The 23,786-nt window shown below is 68.5% G+C and carries 12 protein-coding genes; 4 read left to right on the top strand and 8 right to left on the bottom strand.

What is annotated here, in order from left to right; genetic code table 11:
* From NJG22_RS09725 to NJG22_RS09715, 3 genes are all read right to left on the bottom strand, one after another.
* Positions 1–6,001, bottom strand: a 6,001-nt coding sequence (locus NJG22_RS09725) for a non-ribosomal peptide synthetase (RefSeq protein ID WP_253094096.1), incomplete at its 3' end; no start/stop codon positions are given.
* A 215-nt stretch (positions 6,002–6,216) separates the two neighbouring features.
* Positions 6,217–7,005, bottom strand: a complete 789-nt coding sequence (locus NJG22_RS09720) for an alpha/beta hydrolase (RefSeq protein ID WP_253094094.1) — start codon at positions 7,003–7,005, stop codon at positions 6,217–6,219.
* A 164-nt stretch (positions 7,006–7,169) separates the two neighbouring features.
* Entirely contained in the window at positions 7,170–9,674 is a 2,505-nt protein-coding gene (locus NJG22_RS09715; protein ID WP_253094092.1) for a UvrD-helicase domain-containing protein, read from the bottom strand.
* A gap of 187 nt (positions 9,675–9,861) precedes the next feature.
* On the opposite strand from NJG22_RS09715, the gene NJG22_RS09710 reads away from it, so the two are divergent.
* The gene (locus NJG22_RS09710) at positions 9,862–10,560 is read left to right on the top strand and encodes a pirin family protein (protein WP_253094090.1); all 699 of its coding nucleotides are present in this window, start codon (positions 9,862–9,864) and stop codon (positions 10,558–10,560) included.
* A 190-nt stretch (positions 10,561–10,750) separates the two neighbouring features.
* On the opposite strand, the gene NJG22_RS09705 is transcribed toward NJG22_RS09710, so the two are convergent.
* On the bottom strand, positions 10,751–11,485 hold the full coding sequence (locus tag NJG22_RS09705; RefSeq protein ID WP_253094088.1) for a hypothetical protein: 735 nt from the start codon (positions 11,483–11,485) through the stop codon (positions 10,751–10,753).
* Positions 11,486–11,580: 95 nt separating this feature from the next.
* Positions 11,581–12,372 (bottom strand): histidinol-phosphatase, encoded by a 792-nt coding sequence (hisN, locus tag NJG22_RS09700; RefSeq protein ID WP_253094079.1) that lies wholly within the window; start codon positions 12,370–12,372, stop codon positions 11,581–11,583.
* 226 nt (positions 12,373–12,598) lie between these two features.
* Between hisN and NJG22_RS09695 the strand changes: the two genes are divergently transcribed.
* Entirely contained in the window at positions 12,599–13,246 is a 648-nt protein-coding gene (locus NJG22_RS09695) for a helix-turn-helix transcriptional regulator (RefSeq protein WP_253094077.1), read from the top strand.
* A gap of 30 nt (positions 13,247–13,276) precedes the next feature.
* On the opposite strand, the gene NJG22_RS09690 is transcribed toward NJG22_RS09695, so the two are convergent.
* Together NJG22_RS09690 and NJG22_RS09685 are read right to left on the bottom strand one after the other, a co-directional pair.
* Positions 13,277–13,756 carry a VOC family protein gene (locus tag NJG22_RS09690; RefSeq protein WP_253094075.1) on the bottom strand — a complete coding sequence of 160 codons (480 nt, stop codon included), beginning with the start codon at positions 13,754–13,756 and terminating at the stop codon, positions 13,277–13,279.
* 160 nt (positions 13,757–13,916) lie between these two features.
* Complete coding sequence (locus NJG22_RS09685) at positions 13,917–20,285, bottom strand: non-ribosomal peptide synthetase (protein ID WP_290444609.1); 6,369 nt, start codon at positions 20,283–20,285, stop codon at positions 13,917–13,919.
* A gap of 403 nt (positions 20,286–20,688) precedes the next feature.
* On the opposite strand from NJG22_RS09685, the gene NJG22_RS09680 reads away from it, so the two are divergent.
* Both NJG22_RS09680 and NJG22_RS09675 read left to right on the top strand, forming a co-directional pair.
* Entirely contained in the window at positions 20,689–21,456 is a 768-nt protein-coding gene (locus NJG22_RS09680) for a LuxR family transcriptional regulator (RefSeq protein WP_253094073.1), read from the top strand.
* Positions 21,457–21,471: 15 nt separating this feature from the next.
* Entirely contained in the window at positions 21,472–22,899 is a 1,428-nt protein-coding gene (locus NJG22_RS09675) for an efflux transporter outer membrane subunit (protein ID WP_253094071.1), read from the top strand.
* Here the strand turns inward: NJG22_RS09675 and NJG22_RS09670 are convergent.
* Positions 22,869–23,621: a helix-turn-helix transcriptional regulator gene (locus NJG22_RS09670; protein ID WP_253094069.1), complete on the bottom strand. Its 753-nt coding sequence runs from the start codon at positions 23,619–23,621 to the stop codon at positions 22,869–22,871. The two genes, NJG22_RS09675 and NJG22_RS09670, sit on opposite strands and share 31 nt — an antisense overlap.
* Positions 23,622–23,786 lie beyond the last annotated feature (165 nt).

The following is a 23,786-nucleotide window of genomic DNA, read 5'->3' as shown; positions in this document are numbered from 1 at the left end:
CGATCTCGCCCAGCTCGATACGGAAGCCGCGCAGCTTGACCTGCTGGTCGGCCCGGCCCAGGTAGCGCAAGGTGCCGTCGGCCCGCCAGCAGACCAGGTCGCCACTGCGGTACATGCTGCCGCCGTTGAACGGGTCCGCCAGGAAGCGCTCGGCAGTTAGCTCAGGCTGGCCCAGGTAGCCCAGGGCCACGCCGTCGCCGCCGATGTACAGCTCGCCAACGGCGCCCACCGGCAGCAGTTGCTGACGGGCATCCAGCACATAGCAACGTGCGTTGCCAATCGGCTTGCCAATTGGAATGCTGCCCCCGCCTACCTGGGTGATCTCGTGGGTGGTGCTGAAGGTAGTCGCCTCGGTCGGGCCATAGCCATTGAGCAGGTGCTGCGGCGCACCGTCGCGCAGTACGCGGGCGATCACCGCCGGGTCCAGCACATCGCCGCCCACCATCAGGTAGCGCAGCTGCCTGAAGGCCGGCAGCAGGTCGTCGGCGAACTGGTGGAACAAGCCCGCCGTCAGCCACAGCACCGTCACGCCCTGGCTCAGCAGCGCCTCGCGCAAGGCCTGGCGCGACAGCACCTGGTCCTGCTCGATCACCACCACCGCGCCACCATTGAGCAGCGGCGCCCAGACTTCCAGGGTGCTGGCGTCGAACGCCGGGTTGGAGGCGAAGGCCACGCGGTCCTGGCTGTTGAAATCGGCAAAGCCGTTGTTGATCACCAGGCGCACGATGGCCCGGTGCGGCACCTGCACACCCTTCGGCGTGCCGGTGGAGCCCGAGGTGTACATGATGTACGCCGCACTGCCGGCGTCTGCCATGCGTTGCGGCGCTTGGTCCGGATAGCCATCGAGCACGAGCTGGTCGAGTTCGACCCGGCGCGCCACATCGATCACCGCCTGGTCGCTGTGGGTCAGCAGCAGCCGCGCCTGGCTGTCACTGACCATGAACGCCTGGCGCTCCAGCGGCGCATTGCCATCCAGCGGCACGAACACCGCCGCGCACTTGCTCACCGCCAACTGCGCCGCCAGCAGGTCGAACGAACGTGGCAACAGCAATGCCACCCGCTCGCCGGCCTGCACGCCCAGTTCCACCAGGTGCTGGGCCAGGCGATTGGCCTGGGTCTCTAGCTCGGCGTAGCTCCAGCAGCGCTCGCCATGCATCACCGCCAGCGCCGCTGGGGTGCGCACGCAATGGGCCTCGAACAAGCGATGCAGGGGCTGCTCGCGTGGGTAGTCGCGCGCCGTGGCGTTGAAACCACACAGGACCTGCTCGCGCTCGGCTTCGGGCAGGCCATGCAGGCTGTGCAAGGCGCTGTCGGGGGTCAGCTCCAACGCGGTGACCAGACGCACCAGGGCCATCTGCAACAGGTGGCAGACCTGCTCGCCATCGACCGCCGCCACGGCCTGGACGGACAGGCGCAGATCGCTGCCGTAGTCGTCGACGTTGACCACCAGCGGGTAGGTGCTGCGCTCCTCGGCGGCGAGCAACTCGATGCCTTGCCAGCGCGGGCCCTCGGCCTGCCCGGCGCTGCTGTGGCGGTAATTGAGCAAGCTGGTGAACAGCGCCTGCCCGGCCGCAACCCCACTGCAGCGCTGGGCCAGGGCCAGCGAGGCCTGCTCGCGTTCGAGCAGGCGCGCCAGGCGCTGGTGGGTCAGGCGTACGCCCTCGGCGACGCCGAGCGCGCCGACACTGACCCGCAGCGGCAAGGTGTTGATGAACATGCCCAGGGCCCGGTCGGCGCCCTCGCCGCCTTGCAGGCGGCCGAGCAACACGGTACCGAACACCACCTCCTCACGCCCGGACAACTGCGCCAGCACTTGCCCCCAGCCCTGGTGGACCAGGCTGGCGACACTCAGGCCCAAGCCCCGTGCCTGCTCGCGCAAGCGTCTGGCCAAGGCGGGGTCCAGTGCCAAGCGGCTATCGCTCAGCGGGCGGTCATCGACCTTGGCCTCGCGCAGGCCGTACACCTCGGTCGGCTCGTCGATATCGCCCAGCAACGCGCGGAACATCGCCTCGTCGGCCTGGCTATCGGCGCCCAGGCGCGCCTGGGCCACGTAGTTGCGATAGGGAATGCTCGGCGCCAGCTCGGCCTGGCCCTGCAGCAAGGCACCGACTTCGGCCACCAGCTGCTCCACCGCCGTGTGGTCGAGCAGGACATGGTGCAGCAGCAAGGTCGCCTGCAAGCGGCCGTCCACCACCTCGCGGCTCAAGCGCAGCAACGGCGCGCGGCCCAGGTCCAGGCGCGGCACCGCCAATGCCGGGCTCAGGCTCAGCGGCGCCTGGCGCCAGACCACCTGTACCGGCGCCTCCAGGCCCTGCCAGTGCAGGCTGGTGCGCAGGATGTCGTGGCGCGCGATCACCTGGTTCAGCGCCACGACGAAGGCGTGCAGTTGCCCTTGCCCGGCGAAGGCGAAGCGGGCCTGGACCACATAGGGGTCGGCGCCCGCGCTGGCCAGGTGATGGTAGAGGATGCCCTGCTGCAACGGCGCCAGGGCATAGAGGTCCTGGATATTGGCCACGCCGCCGGGGATCTGCGCCACCACCTGGTCGATGCCGGCCTGGTCGATGCTGGCCAGGGGCAGCAGTTGCGGGGTGATCCGCGTGCAACCGGCGACGATACGGTTGGCCGGCACCTCGATGCGCGCCTGGCCGGTGACGCTGGCGGCCAGCGCGGCCAGGGTCGGTTGGCCGAACAGCACGCGCACGTCGGCGTGCAAGTCCTGCCGGCGCATGCGCTCCACCAGGCGCACCGCCAGCAACGAATGGCCGCCGAGTTCGAAGAAGTTGTCGTCCCGGCCCACCCGCTCGACACCCAGCAGCTCGGCCCAGATCGCCGCCAGGCATTGCTCGACCTCGCCCTGCGGGGCCTGGTACTGGCGCAGCGGCGCCTCGGGCGTCGGCAGGGCCTTGCGGTCGACCTTGCCGTTGGCGGTCAGCGGCATCGCCGCCAGGTGGATGAACAGCGCCGGCACCATGTACTCCGGCAACTGGCCGAGCAAGGCCGCGCGCAGCTGCTCGGCGGCGTGCGCCGCGCCACTGTAGTAGGCCACCAGTTGCGGCCCGCCGTGGGCATGCTCATGCACCCGCACCAGCGCCTCGCGCACGCCGGCAACACGCGCCAGGGCCGCCTCGATCTCGCCTGGCTCGATGCGCAGGCCGCGCAGCTTGATCTGATGGTCGTTGCGCCCGAGGAACTCCAGCACGCCGTCGGCACGCTGGCGCACCAGGTCGCCGCTGCGGTACAGGCGCTCGCCGGCCACGAACGGGCTGGCGATGAAACGCTCGGCCTGCTGCTCGGGCAGCCCCAGGTAGCCCCGGGCCACGCCGGCGCCGCCGATATGCAGGTGCCCGGCCACGCCCCACGGCAGCGGCTGGTCGGCGCTGTCGAGCACATACACGCGGGTGTGGGCGATGGGCCGGCCAATCGGCAAGGCCGCGCTGGGCAGCGGCGCCTGAGGCTCCAGGGTCCAGGACGTGCAGTCGACCGTGGTCTCGGTGGGGCCGTAGACGTTATGCAGGCGCACCTGCGGCAGGCGCTCGCGCACCTGGCGCGCCAGGGCCTCGGTCAGTTCGCCGCCGCCGCAGACGATATCGCTGAGGCTCTCGCAGCAGGCGCTGTCGGGTTCGTCGAGGAACTGCTGCAACAGCGCCGGCACGAACTGCACCACGCTGACCTGGCGCTGGCGGATCAGCTCGATCAGGTAGCCGGGCTCGCGCTGGCCGTCTGGCCGCGCCAGCACCAGGCGCAAGCCGGTGCACAGTGGCCAGAACAGCTCCCACACCGAGGCGTCGAAGCTCACCGGGGTCTTGTGCAGCAGCGCCCCCTGGGGGTTGGCGGCGATCAACTGGTCGCTCCAGTGCACCAGGTTGACCACGTTGCGGTGCTCCACCATCACGCCCTTGGGCTGGCCGGTGGAGCCTGAGGTGTAGATCACGTAGGCCAGGTGCCGCGCAGTCAACCCCGGCACCTCAGGGTTGCTGGACGGCAGCGAGGCCCAGCTCGGCTGGTCGAGGTCGACCGTCGGCGCAGCCCCCTGGCCCACCCGGTCGCGGCTGGCGCCTTGCACCAGCACCGCCAACGGCGCGCTGTCGGCGAGCATGTGGCGGATTCGCTCGGCGGGGTAGCTGGGGTCGAGGGGCACATAGGCGCCACCGGCCTTGAGGATCGCCAGCAGGCCGACCAGCAAGGCCGGACCGCGCTCGACGCAGATCGCCACGCGCAGGTCCGGGCCGACGCCCAGGCCGATCAGGTGATGGGCCAGGCGGTTGGCCTGTTCGTTGAGCGCGCGATAGCTCAGTTCGCCGTCCTCGGCCTGCACCGCGATGGCTGCGGGACGCGCGGCGGCCTGCCGTTCGAACAAACCATGCAGCGGCAGGTCCGGCGCCGGCGCCGCGGCGCTGGCGTTGCAGTCGACCAGCAGCCACTGGCGTTCCTGGGCGGGCAGCACCGACAGCTGCAACAGCGGCCGCCCAGGCTCGCGCTCCAAGGCCTCGACCAGCTCGCCGAACACCTGCTGCAATTGCCCGCACAGGCGCTCGGCGCCCCAGGCGGCCAGGGCCTGGACGGTCAGGCGCAGGTCTTCGCCCAGATCATCGACCGCCACTGCCAGCGGGTAGTTGGTACGCTCCTGGGCACCGACCACATCGATGCCCGGCGCCACGGCGATCACCTCGGCGGCGTCGGCAGCGCCGCTGTGGCGGTAGTTGAGCATGCTGTTGAACAGCGGCGCCGGTGCCGCCACCGCGCTGCAACGCTGGGCCAGGGCCAGCGGCGCCTGTTCGTGGTCGAGCAACGCGGTGAGCTGGCGGTGGGTGGCCAGCAGGGCGTCGCGCACGCCCTGCCCGGCCAGATCGACGCGCAATGGCAAGGTGTTGATGAACATGCCCAGCGCCTGTTCGCCACCAAGGCCTGCGGCCATGCGCCCGAGCAGCACGCTGCCGAACACCACCGTGTCGCGCCCGGACAGCGCCCCGAGCAAGCGCGCCAGGCCCAGGTGCATGACGCTCGCCGGGCTCGCCCCCCACTGCCTGGCCTGGGCGCGCAGGCGCCGGCTGAGGGCCGTGGGCAAGGTCAGCCGCGCCTCTTGCACGGCTTGGCCGGCCAGCTCCGCCACGCCGAAGGCCAGGGTCGGCTCGTCGACATCCGCCAGCATGGCGCTGAAGAACGCCTCATGGGCCTGCTCGTCACGGGCCAGCGCTGTCCTGGCCAGCAGGTCGCGGAACGGCACCGCGGCAGGCAGGCGCTCGCCCTCGCCGGCCAGGCGCGCGTGGATCTCGCGGCGCACGATGTCCAGGCCGGTGTGGTCCATGACCGTGTGATGGAACAGCAACAGGGCCACCACCTCGCCGTTTTCGCCCCGGGCATCGACCAGGCGCAGCAGCGGCGCCTGGCGCAGGTCCATGCGGTAGTGGCCGCTGTCGAAGCGCGCACGCAGCTGGCCCAGCGGCGCTTCTCCCGCCGTCAGCTGGAGGCTTTCGCGGACCAGCGGGGCCTGGCGCCAGACCACCTGGCGCGGGGCATCGAGCAGTTCCCAGGCCATCGCCGTGCGCAGGATGTCGTGGCGCTGGATCACCCAGTCCAGGGCCTCGGCGAAGGCCTCCAGGTGCGCCGGGCTGGCGAAGCGCAGCTGCGCCTGGAGCACATAGGGGTCGCCGGCGCGGGCGCTCAGGTGGTGGTAGAGCATGCCCTCCTGCAGCGGCGCCAGCGGGTAGATGTCCTGCAGGTTGGCCACACCGCCGGGCACGCTGGCGACGATGCGGTCGATCGCCGCCTGGTCCAGTTCGGCCAGCGGCAGCATCTCGGGGGTCGCGCGCAGCGCCGGGCTGTGCCAGTCGTTGCCGTGGTTCGCGAGCATCTCCAGCAGGGCCGGTTTGTGGGCGGCCAAGGCGTCCCACAGGGCATCGTCGAGGGCATCATCGGCGCCGTCGACCAGCAGGTCGGCCTCCTCGCGCTGGAGTCGGATCGCACGGGTGGAAAGCGCTGCCATGAGTTCGCTGAAGAGCATCGGTAAGCATCCTGCTTTTGCCAATCGGAAATGCTCGGAACGCTAATGGATTGGGCGACAGACGGCTGACATGGGAAGGGGGGACAAAGGCTTGGAGGGGTTGGCTGGGATAGATGCAGCGCCGGTGGGACCGAGCGCTGCGGGCGGTCGTGACAGATGTTGCGTTAGATTTCATAGGCGCCAAAAGGCCCGCGACAAGCACCCCCAAGGCCCCGTCAAGCCAGCGGCCGCAAAAACCCCACCACCGCCTTCAGCACCCAATCCGCCTGCTCCCGATGCGGCACGTGCCCGCCCCCGGCCAATACCTGCACCTGCGCCGCACCCGCCGCCAGTTCGGCAAGCCGCTGCGGGTGCGCCAGGCTACCGAACTCATCCTGATCACCGTGCAGGCTCAGCAACGGGCAACGCAGTCCCGCCAGAACCTGGTCGAGGTTCCAACTGGCAAAATCCGCCGAGAGCCAGTTGTCGATCCAGGCCCGCAGCACCCACTCGGCCTTGTCGCCGTGGTAACGCCGCAATCGCTGCAGTTGGCCCGGTTCGGCGAACTGCTGCTCGGCGGCGCGAATCCCGGCCACGGTACGGGCCTCGACGAACGCCTGGGCCGACTCGCTGATCACGCCCAGGCAGCGTTCGGCATGGGCGGCGGCGCACGCAATGGCCATGCCGCCACCGACACTGTGGCCGAACACGATGTAGGGCCCGATCGCCCTCTGCGCCAGCAGCGCGGCGAAACCCTCGCCGGCTTCGGCTTCGACGAAGCCGGGCCGCAGGTTACCGGGATGGGCATCCGAGCGACCAAAACCAAGGCGGTCATAGGCGATGACCGGGTGGCCGCTGGCCAGGGCCAGTTGCTCGGGGAAGTCCCGCCACAGCGCCACGCAACCTAGCGAATCATGTATCAGGATGATGGGGACCGCGTGGGCCGTGGCTGGGGTCCAAGTCTGGGCGTAGAGGCGCCCTTGCGGGGTTTCGAGCCAGTGGCTTTGCACGGTGACAGCGGTCATGCGGGCTCCTGCGTCGGGTTGCGCTCGAGGCAGGCATGTTAATGGTTGCCGGCGGCGCTAAGCCATGGGGGGGGGGCGGCCCGCCCCCAATCAGGAGCGGGCGGTTTGGAAAGCAGGCAGGGTCGCGCTCCCTGAGCAGAGGCTGCCTAGACCATAGCAGCCCTCTATTGCCCGCGCAGGTCCTCGAAGAACGCCTGGCGCCCCTGCACCTGGCTCGAGGCGCGCGGTTGCGCGGCGGCCTCGGCGCCGGGCTTCTCGACATGCCAGTAGCAATGCTTCGCCGCCCGGGTCACCGCCACATAGGCCAGGCGCTGCACCTCTTCCTTCTGCGCCGTGTCGAAGGCCTGGGCATCGCCGGGCTTGCCCAGGCCGGCCAGGCGATAGACCTGGTTCTTGTAAGGCGAGCTGGTCAGGTACTGGCAGTCGCCGAGCATGAACACGGCGTCGGCCTGCAGGCCCTTGGCACTGTGATAGGTCAGCTGGCGCAGCCGGCGCTGGCTGGCTGGCAAGCTAGAATCAGCTTTAATAACATCAATTAAATGCTGTTCAATCAATAACTTATCGCTTGTTTTTCGAAACAACATCATCACTGATTCGCCTTGCTGGTAATGCTCGATGAGGGTCTGGGCCAGCGCCGCCTCGTCGCGCTCGAACACCTTCACCGGCGATAACGGCAACTCGGCCGCCAGGCCGCTGGCGCGGGCCTTCTTGCCGCTGATGGCCGCAGCGCCTTTGACCAGGTGCTCGGCGGCATCGATGATGTGTTGCTGGCTGCGGTAGTTCTCCACCAGCATCACCCGGGTGTTGGCCGGCGACGGGAAAGCCTTGGTGAACTCCATGAAGTACTTCGGTGAACTGCCGCGCCAGCCGTAGATCGACTGCCAGTCGTCGCCCACGCACATCAGTGACGAATGCTGCGCCACCCGACCACTGTGCATCGCCGGGCCACGTCGGCGAATCTCGGCAAGGCTGGCGCGCAGCCAGCTGACGATCTGCGGCGAGACGTCTTGGAACTCGTCGATCATCAGGTGCGCCAACGGGCGCAGCAACGGGTCGGGCAACAACGCCAGGTTTTCCGGGTTGTTCTCGCCGAACAGGGCGAACATGCGGTTGTAGGTCATCACCGGCGGCGACTGGGCCAGCAGGTGCGCCTCGAAGGCTTTCCAGTACAGGGCCAGGGCCTCGAAGAAGGCCGCGTCGCTGTCACCGGGCGGGAAGCTCATGGCAGCCACCGCAGTGCTGACCTCCAGGCCGAGGTTCTCGATAAAGCCTGCGGCGCTGACGAACGCATCGAGCAGCGGCGCCGGGGCCAGCTCGCCCTTGACCTTGTATTCAAAGCCGGGGCCGGCAACGGCGTCCCCCGCCAGGGACGCGGCCAAACGCTTGGCCGCCGAATAGTTATCTAGCCATATCAATGGCTTATCGCAAAAAGCTTGAAACAGGGTGCGTTTTACCGCCCATTCCGCACGCACCGCAAGCTTGGCGCCGGGGCGCTGGTACTGGCCGCTTTCGCTGGGGTCGAAGCCCAGTACCACCCAGGCATCCAACCCTTCCAGGCGCCCATGCACATGGAAGCGGCTGCCACGGATCTGCACGGTCTCGCGGCACGGCTCGATGCCCTTGATCGGCCAGGCGCCAGCGGCGAACCACAGGTCCTCGATCACATCGCACAGTTCCTCGTCACGCTGCGCCGCCAGCTGGGTGACCTGCGCGCGCTTCTGCACATCCGGATGCTCCGGGTCGAGGGGCTTGAGCAGCAGTGCCTCCTGACGCAAGCTACCGACCAACTCGGCGAAGCGTGGGCTGTCGGCCAGCAGGTCGCGGTAGCACAGGTTGAGTTGCTGGCGCTGGGCGTCGTTCAGGCGCAGGTCGAAGGGGTTGCTCTCGGCGTCGGCTTCGGCCCCGGCGGGCATCTCGTTGCCCAGGGTCTCGAAGGCGCGCACCTGGGCAAAGCCCGGCAGGCTGCGCACCAGCGGCAGGATGCGCGAGTGGAAAGTGCGCACCAGCTCGCGGCCCTGGGCCGGCGACAAGGCCACCTGCCACAGGCCGAACACCTGCAGCAGACGCTGGATGAAGTCCTTGCGCGACTCGCGGGTGAAGGTCACCACAGTCAAGGCGTCGAGCTCGAAGCCCAGGTAGTGGCGCAGCAGCAGGATACGCAGCACCAGCGAAGTCGACTTGCCGGCGCCGGCCCCGGCCACCACGCAGGTGGAGGGCGTGTCGCTGAAGATCAGCTTCCACTGCGCGGCGCTCGGCTGGGCGTCCGCCGGCAAGCGCTGGGCCACGTCGGCCTTGAAGCGCTTTTTCAACTCGGCAGTCAGCGGCAGGCGCCAGTCATCGAACAATTTGTCGTCCTGGCCTGGCACCGCGGCCTGCTCCGGGCGGGTGTCGCGGATGATCAGCACCTGGCGCCCGGCCTCGTAGCCCTCCACCCTGCCACGCTCATACCCTTCGCGCAGCCCATCGGCATGGCCACTGCGCTGGCCGCTGGCGTGCCCGAGGAACCAGGAGTCACGGTGCTGCGCCTGCAGGCGGCTCAAGCCACGACCCAGCAGGCGCGCGGCGAGGCGGCGCAGCCAGGGCAACTGGGCGGGCGGGGTCAGGTCGGCCGGGGCCTGGGGATGCGCGTGGGGCACGGTCACTCCATTGAAGATCGAAACAGCGAGCATGTTCGCCTCATCCACCAAAAAGCGCCAGCGAATGCTTATGGATCAGGGGATTAGGCGATGAATCGCAGGTAGCCTCGCAGCCATAACCATCCATTAAACTGATTAAATCAAGCCGATATTTACGCTTTTTTTCGATCTTTCAAGCCGCCATCATGGCCCCATTCCACCGATTCAGAGGAGCACCATCATGCTGCAACTGCGACCCTTCGAAAGCCTGGGCCATGCCAACCACGGCTGGCTCGACGCCCACCACCACTTCTCGTTCGCCGAATACCACGACCCGGCGCGCATGCACTGGGGTAACCTGCGGGTCTGGAACGACGACCTGATCGCCGCCGGTGCCGGCTTCCCGCCGCACCCGCACCGCGACATGGAAATCATCACCTATGTTCGCGAAGGCGCCATTACCCACCAGGACAGCCTGGGCAACAAAGGTCGCACCGAGGCTGGTGATGTGCAGGTGATGAGTGCCGGTAGCGGCATCGTCCACAGCGAGTACAACCTGGAGAAGGTCGATACACGGATCTTCCAGATCTGGATCATCCCCGAAAACGTCGGCGAAGCGCCGTCCTGGGGCACCCGGCCCTTCCCCAAGGGTGAGCGTGGCGAAGGCTTCGTGACCCTGGCCAGCGGCCGTGCGGGGGATCAGGGCAACTTGCGCATCCGTACCGATGCCCGCCTGGTGGCAGCTACCCTGAAGGCTGGGGAAAGCGCCGAGTATGCCTTCGACCCAGGGCGTCGCGGTTACCTGGTGCCAGCCAAGGGCCGGGTCGAGATCAACGGCTTGCAGGCCAAGGCCCGCGATGGCGTGGCGATCGAGCAGGAAAGCGTGCTGCGAGTGACCGCGCTGGAAGACAGCGAGATCGTCCTGGTCGATGTCGCCTGAGTACAAACCCCAGTTTGCTGGCGAACCGGGCGGCGTGGAGTCTCGCTGTTCGCCGGCAAGCCGGCTCCTACGCCGCCCGCGACCTGCCCGCCCGTAGGAGCCAGCCTTGCTGGCGAACCAGGCGACGCGGAGTCTCGCTGGTCGCCGACAAGCCGGCTCCCACGGCGGTTACGGCCGGTAGCCCACCCGCTCACTGCACCGGCAGGAAGTTCATCAGCAACAGGCTCTGCGCATAATTAAGGCCAATGCGCCGGTAGCGCTCATCGAGCATCTGCGCCAGCAGGTCGAGGCGCGCGACCACCTTGCCGAACTCCACGGCAAAACTCAGGTTGCTGCCCTGCTCGGAAATCTCGTTGGAGAACAGCAACAACACCCCGTTGGCATCCTGGCGCTGGCTGAGCATCCAGGTGGCCTTCTCGATATTGCGCGCCGCGTTATTGATGAACAGCGGGTCGATGGCGTCGGTCATGTAGAACTCGGTACGCCCGCCGTGGGCGGTGACCAGCATGCTGCCGATGGCATAGATGAACGCACCGACCCGGTCGCCGCGAAACTCCGGGCTCAGGGCATAGCTCAGGGCCGCCAGGTCGCGGCGCTCACCCAACTGCGGCAACGGTTGGCGCTGCTCGATGGCAATGCGAATCTGCCGCGCGGCGGTGGTGGCATCGAGGTAGCCAGACTGTTTCCACTGGTTGGGGTTGCGCAGGTACAGCTTGTTCATCAGCAGATACAGGCTCTGCAGGTTGTCGCGCATGGCCAGCGTCGCCATGCGGTCGACACTGGTCTGGAACAGCTCGTCGGGCTTGCCGTTGCGCAGCTGGGTGAACAGGTCGCTGCCCTGTTGCTGGCTGCAGCCACTCAGGGTCACCAGGGCGCCCGTCAACAGCAGGCATGGGGGGATCAGGGCAAGTCGTCGTACAGCCATCGGCACCGCTAGCAAGGGGCGGCCGCCACGGGAATCGCTGCGGCCTGGCCATGCATAGAACGCACAAATGCGAAAAAGTGCGATGCTGGCGCCTGTCACATGGCGTGACGCAGCATCGCCACCACCAGCGCATGCAGCGCCGGGTCACCGCACGCCACCACGCAACCGCCGTTCTGCGCGCTGCTGCCATCCCAGGCAGTGATCACCCCGCCCGCCCCTTCGATGATCGGCATCAGTGCTTGTACATCGTAGGGCTGCAGGCTGGCCTCGACGATCACGTCGACGAACCCCGAAGCCAACATGCAGTACGCGTAGCAGTCGCCGCCGTAGCGCATCAGCCGGGCCTGGCCGGCCACCTGTTCGAAGGCCGCCTTGCGCGCCGGGGTGTCGAACATGTCCGGGGTGGTGCACATCAGCGTGGCGGCGGCCAGCTCAGCGCAGGCCCGGGTCTTCAGCGGCGTGCCGCTGCGCCAGGCGCCTTCGGGCGTGCCGACGAAGCGCTCGCCGGTGAACGGCTGGTTCATCACGCCAATGACCGGTCGCTCGCCGTCGTTGAGGGCGATCAGCGTGCCCCACAATGGCAGGCCGGTGATGAAGGCGCGGGTACCGTCGATGGGGTCGAGCACCCAATGCAGCGGGCTGCTGCCTGCTAGCGTTCCTTGCTCCTCGCCGAGAATGCCGTGCTGCGGGTAGCGCGCCTGGATCAACGTGCGCATGGCGTCCTCGGCGGCCTTGTCGGCCACGGTGACCGGATCGTACAGGCGCCCGCCCTTGTCCTCGACCTCCAGGCTTGCGCGAAAGTACGGCTGGATCGCGTGGGCGGCGGCATCGGCCAGCTGTTCGGCGAAGGCGCGGAATTCGCCAATCTGTGCTGCGCTCAGGGACATGGGTCGGGCCTCGTTGGGGAAAGGGCTGGCATCATACCCGACTGCGTGGGCGTCGGTGAGACACGGGCACAAGTGATATTGTTATGCCATTATTCCAGCTTCATTTAACCGTCACTCAATCGTTGTACTAGGATAGCAAGCAGCGCCAACGGCCCCGCCGCCAGCCAAGGATGCTGGCTACAGGCGTGCATGGCCTTTCGTACCACCGTACCTCATGGATGACACGATGAATTCGCACCTGCTGTTTCCGCAGATCGGCAAAGTCATAGCCAGTACCGGCAGCCGCCACTTCCCCCGGCATCTGCACGACCTGATCCAGACTCACCTGACCATCGACGCCACCCATATTCGCCAATTACGCCTGGCGCCTGCCTGCTCGCCGCATGCCGACGCCACCCTGCTCTGCGAGACGGTGTTCAGCGCCGGCGAACCGAGCGAGACCTTCGACGACCCGGCACGCCTGCACCTGGCCCGGCGCAAGGATGGCTACCACTACGAAATCACCGTGCTGCGCGCCGATCCGCGCTACGGTTTCTCCGCCACCGAGCGCAGCCGACTGGAGGATATCTCGCCGTTGTTGTTGCCCATGCTGGAGAAACACATCAGCGCCTTGCAGCCGCCCGCGGCCCAGGCCAGCGAACCCGAAAGCCTCGAGCAGCGTTTCGTCGAACGATTACGCCAGACCGGCATCACCCTGTCCGAGCGCGAGATGCAAGTGTGCCGAGGGCTGCTGGCCGGGCATACGGCACCGCAGCAGGCCGCACGCTTGCAGTTGAAGGTCAATACCGTGGAGAGCTACCTGCGGCGCGCGGCAATCAAGCTGGGCATCGGCGGGCGCCATTCATTGATGCGCTGGATGTATGGCGAAAGTTGAAACAGGCGTGTCGTACCCACAGCCTGGCCCTCAGCCCTTGATCGCCTTTTCGATGGCGGCGATGTCGATCTTGCCCATGTTCATCATCGCCTCCCAGGCGCGCTTGGCCGCCGCCCGATCGCTACCTGCCACGGCCTGGGTGAGGAGGCGCGGGCTGATCTGCCACGACAGCCCCCACTTGTCCTTGCACCAGCCGCAGACGCTGGCCTGGCCACCGTTGTCGACGATGGCGTTCCAGTAGCGGTCGGTTTCCTCCTGGGAGTCGGTGGCCACCTGGAACGAAAACGCCTCGCTGTGGCGGAAGGTGTCACCACCGTTGAGGCCGAGGCAGGGTATGCCCATCAGGGTGAACTCGACGGTGATCACGTCGCCTTGCCTGCCGCTGGGGTAGTCCCCCGGCGCCTTGTGCACCGCAGTCACCCGGCTGCCGGGGAAGATGCTGGCGTAGAAGTTGGCGGCAGCCTCGGCGTCGTTGTCGTACCAGAGACAGATAAGGTTCTTGGGGGACATGGGGCCTCCGGGGTTCAAGGGGGTGACCGCAGTCTAGCCCCGGTTGCCGCCTGGACGGCCCGCCTGCGATCAGCGGTGGGGTATACCGACACGGCGTATCGCGCCCACCTCGGCGCCCAAGCGCCCGCTCAAGCCTCACCCATGCCCCCCCGGATCTCCTTCAAATTCGCCGTCGCCCCCCCAACCCCGGTACCGTCGAACGCGGAATGTCCACCTGCTGTACCTGGCGTTGCGTATGCGCCGCCAACCCCGCCAAGGTCGGCTGGTTGAACAACATCCGCGCATCGGCATGCAACCCCGCCTGGCGCATGCGCGCCACCAGGCTGACTGCCAGCAACGAATGCCCGCCCAACTCGAAGAAGTTGTCGTCGCGCCCTACCTGCTCGACCTTGAGCACTTCGCTCCATATCTGCGCCAGTGTCCGCTCCAGCGCATCCCGAGGCGCTGCATAGGCGCGGTTGATCAGGGCCTGCCCCCCGGGCGCCGGCAAGGCACTGCGGTCGACCTTGCCATTGGCGCTCAGTGGCAACACACCGAGCACCACATAAGCCGACGGCACCATGTAGGCCGGCACCCGCGCCAGCAGGTGGCTGCGCAGTGCCTCCAGCGCCGGCGCTGGCTGGCCTTCGCGGCAGGTCACATAGGCCACCAGGCGCTCGTCACGTACCAGCACCACGGCCTGGTCCAGCGCCGGATGGGCCACCAGCAGCGCCTCGAGCTCGCCCGGTTCGATCCGCAGCCCGTTGAGCTTGACCTGGAAATCATTGCGCCCAAGGAACTCCAGCTCGCCATCGGCGCGATAGCGCACCAGGTCTCCGGTGCGATACAGCCGGTCACCCGCCACGAACGGGCTGGCGATGAAGCGCGCCGCCTGCAGCGCCGGCAAGCCCAGGTAACCCCGGGCCACGCCGATACCGCCAATATGCAGCTCGCCACTGCAACCCAGCGGCACCGGACGGTCCTGGGCGTCGAGCACGTACAGCCGGGTATTGCCGATTGGCCGGCCGATCGGCGGCGCGGTGAGGGGCAGCGGCGCATCCGCCTCGAGGGTCCAGGCGGTGCTGTCGACGGTGGCCTCGGTGGGGCCGTAGACGTTATGCAGGCGCACCCGCGGCAAACGCTCACGCACGCGCCGGGCCAGGGCCAGGGTCAGCTCGCCGCCACCGCAGAAGATGTCGGTCAGGCTGGCGCACTGCGCCACCCCTGGGGCATCGAGGAAGGCATGCAGCAGGGCCGGGACGAACTTGACGATGCTCACCCGCCGCGCCTGGATCAGCTGCACCAGGTACTCCGGGTCGCGGTGCCCGTCAGGGCGCGCCAGCACCAGGCGCAGGCCGGCGCACAGGGGCCAGAACAGCTCCCACACCGAACCGTCGAAGCTGAACGGCGCCCGCTGCAGCAAGGCGCCGTCGGGCTGCGGCGGGCACAGGCTCGAGCCCCAGTGCATCAGGTTGCACAGCCCGCGGTGCGCGACCATCACCCCTTTCGGCGTGCCGGTGGAGCCGGAGGTATACATCACATAGGCCAGGTGCTCGCCGGTCAGCGCCTCGAGCGCCGGGGCCTGCGCGGGGTGAGCCTGCCAATCGGCGAGGTCGAGGTCGACCCGTGGCGTGGCCACGTCGCCCCACAAGCCTCGGGTGGCGCCATGCACCAACAAGGCCACGGGCGCGCTGTCGGCCAGCATGTAGTGCAGGCGTTCGTCGGGGTAGCCGGGGTCCAGCGGCACATAGGCGCCGCCGGCCTTGAGCACGCCCAGCAGGCCGATCAGCAGCTGCGCACCGCGCTCGATGCACACCGCGACCCGCAGGTCCGGCCCTACCCCCAGGCCGATCAGGTGATGGGCCAGGCGGTTGGCCTGGGCGTCCAGCTCGCGGTAGCTGAGCTGAGCGTCCTCGCCCTGCACTGCCACGGCATCCGGCGTGCGCCGCACCTGGGCGGCGAACAGGGCAGGCAGGTGCGGGCAGCCGGGGTCCAGCGCCACTTCGGTGTCATTCAGCGTGTCCAGCAAGTAGCGGCGTTCATCGTCGGGCACGGTGCTCAGGCTGTCCAGTGCCAGTGCCGGGTCGTCCGCCAGCGCCGCGGCCAAGGCCTGCAATGCGCACTCGACATGCCCCAGCACCCGCGCCGCGCCCAGTTCGCGGGGCGCACGCACGGCCAGGCGCAGGGTGTCGCCCTCATCGTCCACGGTCAGTACCAACGGGTGGCTGTGTACCTCGCTGGCCTCTTCCAGCGTCACGCCCGGCAACGTCAGGCGCTCGGGAGCCGGGCCATGGCGGTAATTGAGCAGGCTGTCGAACACTGCCACGCCAGCCGGCAGGCCGCTGCAACGCTGGGCCAGCACTCGCGGTGCATCCTCATGGGCCAGCAAGGCGGCCAGTTGCGCATGGGTCGCCGCCAGCGCCTGGCCGACACTGCATCCGCTCACCCTCACCCGCAGTGGCAGGCTATTGATGAACATGCCCAGCGCCCGGTCGGCCCCCTCGCCGGCCATCACCCGGCCCAGCAGCACGCTGCCGAACACCACCTCGTCACGCCCGCCCAACGCCCCCAGCACCAGGGCCCAGGCCAGGTGCAGCAGGCTGCCCAGGCCGACATCCTGCGCCCGGGCCAGGCGCCGCAGCGTGGCGGCGAGCGGCGCCGCGAGGATGACGGTGCGGCTGTCCGGCGTACCGCCCTCGCCCATCCCAGGTAGCCGCGCCGGGGCCTCGACACCGGCCAGGCTGGCCTTGAAGAACACCTCGTGGCTGGCCTGGCGGGCCGGGTCGCGGCTACGGGCGACATAGTTGCGGTACGCCACTGGCTCAGGAAGCGTGGTGGCCTGGCCAAGCATCGTCGCCCGCAGTTCATGGAGCAGCACCTGCATCGACACCGCGTCATTGACCAGGTGGTGGAAACGCAGCAAGCCCAGCCAACGCCCCTGGGCCTCGACGCAGGCCAGAGCCATCATCGGCGCCCTACGTAGATCCAGGGCCTGGCCCTGTGCACGCAATGCCGTCACGGCATCCCCAGGTACAGCCTCGAGCACGTTCAGCGGCAACCTGGCTTGGCGCCATACCACCTGCTGCGGCTGCTCCAGGCCCTCCCAGGCCAGGCTCGTGCGCAGGATGTCGTGGCGCGCGATCACCTGCTCCAGCGCCCGGCTGAAGGCATCCAGGTCCTCGCGGCGGGCGAAGCTGAACAAAGCGTCCTGTTGATAGGGGTCGCGGGCCTCGGTGAGGTGGTGGTAGAGCAAGCCCTCCTGTAGTGGGGCCAGCGGATAGATCTCCTGCACATTGGCCGCACCGCCGGGCACCGTGGCGACGATACGCTCGATGGCGGCCTGGTCCAGGCTCGCCAGGGCCAGCAGTTCGGGGGTTATCCGCGCGCAGCCCGCAGGCACCCGGTTGGCCGGTATCACCACGGCCTGGTCCGTGGCGACGGCGGCTGCCAGGCTGGCCAGGGTGGGTTGGCCAAACAGCACCTGGGCATCGACCTGCAGGCCCTGCTGGCGCATGCGCTCGATCAACTGCACCGCCAGCAGCGAATGGCCGCCCAGCTCGAAGAAATGGTCCTGGCGGCCGACTCGCTCGACCTGCAGCAGCTCGACCCACAGCGCCGCCAGGCGCTGTTCGAGCGGCCCTTGGGGCGGCTCGTGGGCACGGCGCAACTGGGTGTCCATGGTCGGCGCCGGCAAGGCGCGACGATCAAGCTTGCCATTGGCGGTGAGCGGCCAGCTCGCCACGGCCACATAGGCCGATGGCAACAGGGCCGCAGGCAGCCTGGCTCGCAGGTGCGCGTGCAAGGCCAGCGGGCTGGTGGGCCCGGCGTCGAGAAACCAGGCCACCAGTTGCCCGTCACGCAGCAGCACCACCGCCTCGCGCACCGCGTCGTGGCTGGCCAGGGCGGCTTCGATCTCGCCCAGTTCCACCCGCACGCCGCGGATCTTCACCTGGTCATCGTTGCGTCCCAGGTAATCCAAGGTGCCGTCAGCGCGCCAGCGCACCAGGTCGCCGGTGCGATAAAGGCGTGCCTTGGCCTGGCTGGCGAACGGGTCATCGATGAAGCGCTCGGCGCTTAGCCCGGGCCGGTTCAGGTAACCCCGGGCAACCCCCAGCCCACCGATATAGAGCTCGCCGACAGCACCGATCGGCAGCAGGCGCTGGCGCTCATCGAGCACGTACAAGCGGGTGTTGGCGATCGCCCCGCCGATATGCAGCGCTGCTCCCGGCTCGACCCGCCCCGAGGTGGCCACCACCGTCGCCTCGGTCGGCCCATAGTTGTTGACCACCTGATAGCCACCTTCACGGCCCAGGCGCCGCAAGCGGTCACCGCCCACCAGCAAGGTACGCAGGGTCGGGTGCGGCTGGCCCTGGGCGAAAGCATGTTCGGCCAGCGGGGTCGGCAGGAAACTCACCTGCAACGGCTGGGCGCGCCACCAGCGCAGCAGCCCGTCGATATCCTCGCTGCCCTCGCCCAGCGGCGCCAGGTGCAGGGTCGCGCCAGCGCACAGTGCTGGCCAGATTTCCCAGGCCATGGCATCGAAACCGAAGCCGGCCAGGCTCGAGACATGGCTGCCGGGCCGCACATCGAAGGCCTCGCAGTGCCAATCCACCAGGTTGGCGAGCATGCGCTGCTCGACCATCACGCCCTTGGGCTGGCCGGTGGAGCCGGAGGTGTAGATCACATAGACCAGGCTAGCGCCCGACAGGCCCGCCACCTCGGGGTTGCTCAGCGCCGACGCGGTCTGCTCCAGGCGGTCCAGCTCGATCACCGGCAGCGCGCATGCGCCCAGGCGTTGGCGCAGGTCGGACTGGGTCAGCAGTACCTGCGGCGCGCAGTCCTGCAACAGGTAGTCCAGGCGCTCGCGCGGATGCGCCGGGTCGATGGGCACGTAGGCGCCGCCGGCCTTGAGCACGGCCAGCAGGCCAACCAGGGTGTCGAGCCCGCGCCGGGCCATCACCGCCACGCGCTGCTCGGGCCCCACGCCCAGCTCGATCAGTTGCGCGGCGAGGGCGTTGGCCTGCTGGTTGAGGGCGCCGTAGGTCAGTTGCCGGCCCTGCTGCTCGGCGGCCACGGCATCTGCTCGGCAGGCGGCCTGGGCTTCGATGCGGCGGTGCACCAGGCACTGGGCCGGAGGCTGGGTGGCGGTAGCGTTCCATTGCTCGAGCAACTGCTGCTCGGCCGGCAACAGGATGTCGAAGGCCTCGACCCTGCGCTGCGGCTGTGCCACCCCTTGGGCCAGCACCCACAGCAGGCGCTGGCCCAGTGCCTGCACCTCGTCGCTGTCCAGCCAGGCCAGGTTGTAGACCAGGTGCAGCCAGGCCTTGCCGTTGTGGCGGTTGCTGCGCAGGTACAACGACAACGGCGTGGGTTCGTGGTCGTTGCTGACCTTCACCGTATGCGCCGGCAAGGCGCCATAGCGCAGGTCGCTGCCCTCCTCCTCGTAGGACACCGTCACTTCGAACAGTTGCGCGCGCTCCTCGCGCAGCAGGCCCAAGGCGCGGTTCAGCTCACTCACTGGCAGGCGCTGGTGGCGCAGGTCGCGCCGTAGTGTGTCGGCGATGGCGCCGACCAAGGCGGCGAAGCTCAGTTCACGACCGAAATCCATGCGCAGCGCGCTGACCTGGGCGAACAGCCCGAGCGTCGCCTTGTGCCGGGCGCCGCCGCGGTTACGCAGCGGCAGCCCCACCACCCAGTCGTCGCGCTGGGCGCTGCGGGTGAAGCAGACATGCAGCGCGGCCAACAGCACGTGCAACACCGAGGCCTGCTGCGCGCTGGCCAGCTGTTGCATGCGCGCCAGCAGTTGCCCATCGAACGGCTGCTCGTAGGCGTGGCTGGGCGATGCACTGGCCGCTCCGCGCTCGCGCGGACGCAGCAAGGCGTCGGGCAGCTGGCGATATTGCGCCAACCAGTAGTCACGGTCGCGCTGCTCGCGGGCCGAACCCTGGTAGGCGCGGTCTTCATCGATGTACGCGCGGTAGGAAGGCGCTGCAACCGGCAACGCCAAGCCCTGCTCGAGCAGCCCGTAATACTGCCCCAGTTGCTGGAAGAACTGCTCGAAGCCCCAGCCATCGAGGATCAGGTGATGGGCTTGGGCAGCCAGCCGGTAATGCTGGTCGGCCAGGCGGATCAGCGTCACCCGCAGCAATGGGCCCCGGTCGAGGGTGAACGCCTGGCGCATCTGCGCCTTGATCAGGCGTTGCGCGGCGGCTGGCGGGTCGTCCTCGCCGCGCACGTCGTGCTCGCCCAGAGGAACCACCAGGTCGGCGACGAAACGCTGGCGTGGCAGGCCGCTGCCCGCCGGGTCGTCGACCAGCACGCTGCGTAGCGCATCATGCACGTGCACCAGGTGGGCCAGGGCCTGGCGCAGCCGGAGCGGGTCGAGCGCCCCTGCCAGTTCGACGTAGCCGCCGATGTTGTACAGCGGAGAATCGCCATGGCTCAACTGGTCCAGCCAGATGTCGCGCTGGGCGCAGGTCAGGGCAAAGCTGTCGGCGGCGAGCATGGGGACTTCATCCTTGAAACGGGGGTCGTCCGCGTATTCAAGCATTGCCCCGGGGCGCCTGTATGGCCCGACAAACCCGGACAGCCCGGCCCAACCTCACCGGCGCCCCGGTACATCGCTTGAACCGTTGAATCAACGCACTGATTTTTTTGTAGGACATTGACCACCCGGCAACGTCCGCTGCGCCCTACCCGCAGCGCGTGTGGTGGCCATTGCCGGCGATCCAGTGGCTTTCTGACGGCAATTGTCCGACAAACCGACAGCCAAGTGCCCAGCCAGCGGCAAACCTGACGCCTTTTCCCGGCGTGAAAAATGGCCTTTGCTGTCCCCGGTTTCCATTACAGACGCAGGCTTGGAGCCTGCTATTCAATACCGCCAAACCCGCCCCGCAGAGAGGAAGCGCCCGCGAGCCCCACCCGCAGCGTTAGCGAATCAAGGAAGAAAGCACATGAAGCTGACCGACAGCCCCGCACACCGCCACGACCCGCTGCTGTACCTGCAACTGGGCGCGCTGGTCGCCAGCACCGGCGACAGCTCCTTCGCCGAGCAGATGTTCGAGCTGGTTGGCGACCTGGTACCGATGCATCGGCTCGACCTCAGCGAATGGACCCTCGACAGCCAGCAGACCCGCATCCAGGCGGTCAAGGTGCTGGGCAGCGCCGGTCATCCGCAGGCCGTCAACACGCGGCCGCTGCGCCATCCGTTGCTGCAGAGCATCATGCGCATGGAAGATCCGCTGCTGATCCAGATCAACACCCCGGTAGGCGCCCAAGGCGATGCCCACCAGTGCAAGCTGGTCTCGCGCAGCGGCAACCGCCGCTGGGTGATCTGCTGCTTTCGCCAGCCGACCCAGCGCGGGTTCTCCCTGGCCGAGCTGTCATTGCTCAAGACCTTGTCGGACACCTTGCTGCCGCTGGTCGAACACCACGCGCAGCTGCTCCAGGCGGGCGGCCAGCGCCGGCCTGGGCAACTCCTGCCCGATGAAGCGGGCACCCTGCGCCAACTGTTTACCGACCGCCTCGAACAGGAGGCCATTCGCCTGTCCAGCCGCGAACAGGAGGTCTGCATCGGCCTGCTGACCGGCGACACCGTGCCGCAACTGGCGCTGCGCCTGCACGTCAAGAACAGCTCGATCGAAACCTACCTCAAGCGCGCCACGGCCAAGCTGGGTGTCAGTGGCCGTCACGGCCTGGCCCGCTGGCTGGCCGGGCGCTGACCGCCGAGACCTGCCATGCCGCGAATCATCTTGCCCCTGCTGGCCACACTGTTGGCCGGCTGTACCCTGGCGCCGGACTACCAGCGCCCGGCCTCGCCCGCACCCGGCCAATATCCCGCCGGCGCCGCCTACCAGGACGCCGCGGCCTCGGCGCTGCCGCGCGACTGGCAGGCAGTGTTCCACGACCCCGCCCTGCGCCAGTTGCTGGCCAGCGCCATGGCCAACAACCGCGACCTGCGGGTGGCCGTGCTCAACGTCGAGGCCTACCGCGCCCAGTACCGCATCCAGCGCGCCGAGTTGCTGCCGAAGGTCTCCGCCAACGCCCAGGGCACTCGCCAGTACCTGCCGCGCCAGCGCACCGGGGGCGACGGCATGATCAGCAGCCAGCAATCGGCCACCCTTGGCATCAGCGCCTATGAGCTCGACCTGTTCGGCCGCCTGCGCAGCCTCAGCGACCAGGCGCTGCTCAACTACCTGGCCACCGACGAGGCCCGCCGCAGCGCCGAGCTGAGCCTGATCACCAGCGTTGCCGGTGCCTACCTCACCTGGCGCGCCGACCGGGAGCTGCTGGCACTGTCACAGCGGACCTTGCAAGCCGACGAACAAAGCCTGCGCCTGACCCAGCGCCAGCGCCGCACCGGCACGCTGTCGGCGCTCGACCAGATCCAGGCCACCACCCGCGTCGACAGCACCCGCGCCGCAGTAGCCCGCTACAGGCGCCTGGCCGCCCAGGACCTCAACCAGCTCGAGCGCTTGGTCGGCGTCGCCATACGCGACGACCTGCCGGCCATGGCCCTGGCCGACGAACAGATCGCCCGCGTGCCCGCCGGGCTGCCTGCCGAGCTGTTGCAGCGGCGCCCCGACATCCGCCAGGCGGAGTACCAGTTGCAGGCGGCCAACGCCAACATCGGCGCGGCGCGGGCGGCGTTCTTCCCAAGCATCAGCCTGACCGCCAATGCCGGCAGCAGCAGCCGCCAGCTCGCCGACTTGTTCGACGCCGGTTCCGGCAGCTGGCTGTTCCAGCCACAGATCAATCTGCCGCTGTTCAACGCCGGCAGCCTGCGTGCCGGCCTCGACTACGCCAAGTTGCAGAAGGACATGCAGGTGGCGCGCTACGAGAAATCGATCCAGACCGCGTTCCAGGAAGTCGCCGATGGCCTCACCGCGCGCAGCACCTACCAGCACCAGTTGCAGGCCCAGCGCGACCTGGTGGCGGCCAGCCAGCGCTACCACGACCTGGCGCAGAACCGCTACCGTAACGGCATCGACAGCAGCCTGACCTTCCTCGACGCCCAGCGCTCGCTGTTCAGCGCCCAGCAAGGCTTGATCAACGACCGCCTGGCCCAGTTGCTGGCCGAGGTCAACCTGTATGCCGCGCTGGGTGGTGGCTGGGAGCAGGCGTCGGCGCTGGCCTACCAGCGCTCGGCGGCCCTGCCGAAATAGACCGAGGGCGACACACCCAGGGTGCGGCGGAACATTGCGCTGAACGCGCTGGGGCTGTCGTAGCCCAGGTCCAGCGCCACTGCCAGCACCGATTGCCCGGCCGCCAAGGCGTCGAGGCTGGCCAGCAGGCGCATGCGCCGCAGCCACTGCACCAGGCTCAGGCCGGTCTCGCGCTGGAAGGCGCGGGTCAGGGTGCGCGGGTTCAAGCCACTGTGGGCCGCGGCACGGGCCAGGCTCCAGGCCTCGGCCGGGGCTTGGCGCAAGGCTTCGCACAGTGCCTGCAACTGCGCCGAGCGTGGGCTGGGCACATGCAGGGCGAACACCGGCAGCACGCGGATCTCATCGAGGATCAATTGCATGATCCGCGCCTCGCGGCCTTGCGGCGGGTGGTCGGCGGGGATGTCCATGGCCCGCACGATCAACTCGCGCAGCAGCGCCGAGATCTCGATCACCTGGCATTGGCGTGGCAGGTCGGGGCGCGCGGCGGGGTCGACGAACAGCGTGCGCATGCGCACCACGCCGGCCATGCGCAGTTCGTGCTCGGCCGCCGCCGGGACCCAGACCCCGCGCCCAGGCGGGACCACCCAGCTGCCTTCGCGCGCGTTGACCGTAACCACCCCGCTGATGGCATGGATCAGTTGCGCACGGTCGTGGCAGTGCGGGGCGATGTGCTCGCCGTGGCGGTAGTTCTCGGCGAGGGGCAGGATGATCGGCTGGGGCATGGCGCGGGCCTGGCGGTGGCAAGGGGTGGATTATTGGCGATTGGCGGCGATGGGGGCAGCCCTGGGTGGTTTTTTTCATGGCCAAGCGGGCTGTATGCCGCGTTTGCCTGCCATCTGTATCTGCCGCCTAGCCCGCAGCGCGCCTAGGATCGAAGCCTCCGTCCC

The organism is Pseudomonas sp. VA159-2 (assembly GCF_024126635.1).
Taxonomy (GTDB): Bacteria; Pseudomonadota; Gammaproteobacteria; order Pseudomonadales; family Pseudomonadaceae; genus Aquipseudomonas; species Aquipseudomonas muyukensis.
The sequence above is the reverse complement of the archived record's forward strand: the minus strand, read 5'-3'. Positions and strand labels throughout refer to the sequence as shown.

Coding starts and splice junctions, on each gene's coding strand:
- NJG22_RS09715 (WP_253094092.1), bottom strand. CDS start 9,674: ATGCTCGCTGTTTCGATCTTCAATGGAGTGACCGTGCCCCACGCGCAT.
- NJG22_RS09720 (WP_253094094.1), bottom strand. CDS start 7,005: ATGACCGCTGTCACCGTGCAAAGCCACTGGCTCGAAACCCCGCAAGGG.
- NJG22_RS09695 (WP_253094077.1), top strand. CDS start 12,599: ATGAATTCGCACCTGCTGTTTCCGCAGATCGGCAAAGTCATAGCCAGT.
- NJG22_RS09705 (WP_253094088.1), bottom strand. CDS start 11,485: ATGGCTGTACGACGACTTGCCCTGATCCCCCCATGCCTGCTGTTGACG.
- NJG22_RS09680 (WP_253094073.1), top strand. CDS start 20,689: ATGAAGCTGACCGACAGCCCCGCACACCGCCACGACCCGCTGCTGTAC.
- NJG22_RS09675 (WP_253094071.1), top strand. CDS start 21,472: ATGCCGCGAATCATCTTGCCCCTGCTGGCCACACTGTTGGCCGGCTGT.
- hisN (WP_253094079.1), bottom strand. CDS start 12,372: ATGTCCCTGAGCGCAGCACAGATTGGCGAATTCCGCGCCTTCGCCGAA.
- NJG22_RS09670 (WP_253094069.1), bottom strand. CDS start 23,621: ATGCCCCAGCCGATCATCCTGCCCCTCGCCGAGAACTACCGCCACGGC.
- NJG22_RS09690 (WP_253094075.1), bottom strand. CDS start 13,756: ATGTCCCCCAAGAACCTTATCTGTCTCTGGTACGACAACGACGCCGAG.
- NJG22_RS09710 (WP_253094090.1), top strand. CDS start 9,862: ATGCTGCAACTGCGACCCTTCGAAAGCCTGGGCCATGCCAACCACGGC.
- NJG22_RS09685 (WP_290444609.1), bottom strand. CDS start 20,285: ATGCTTGAATACGCGGACGACCCCCGTTTCAAGGATGAAGTCCCCATG.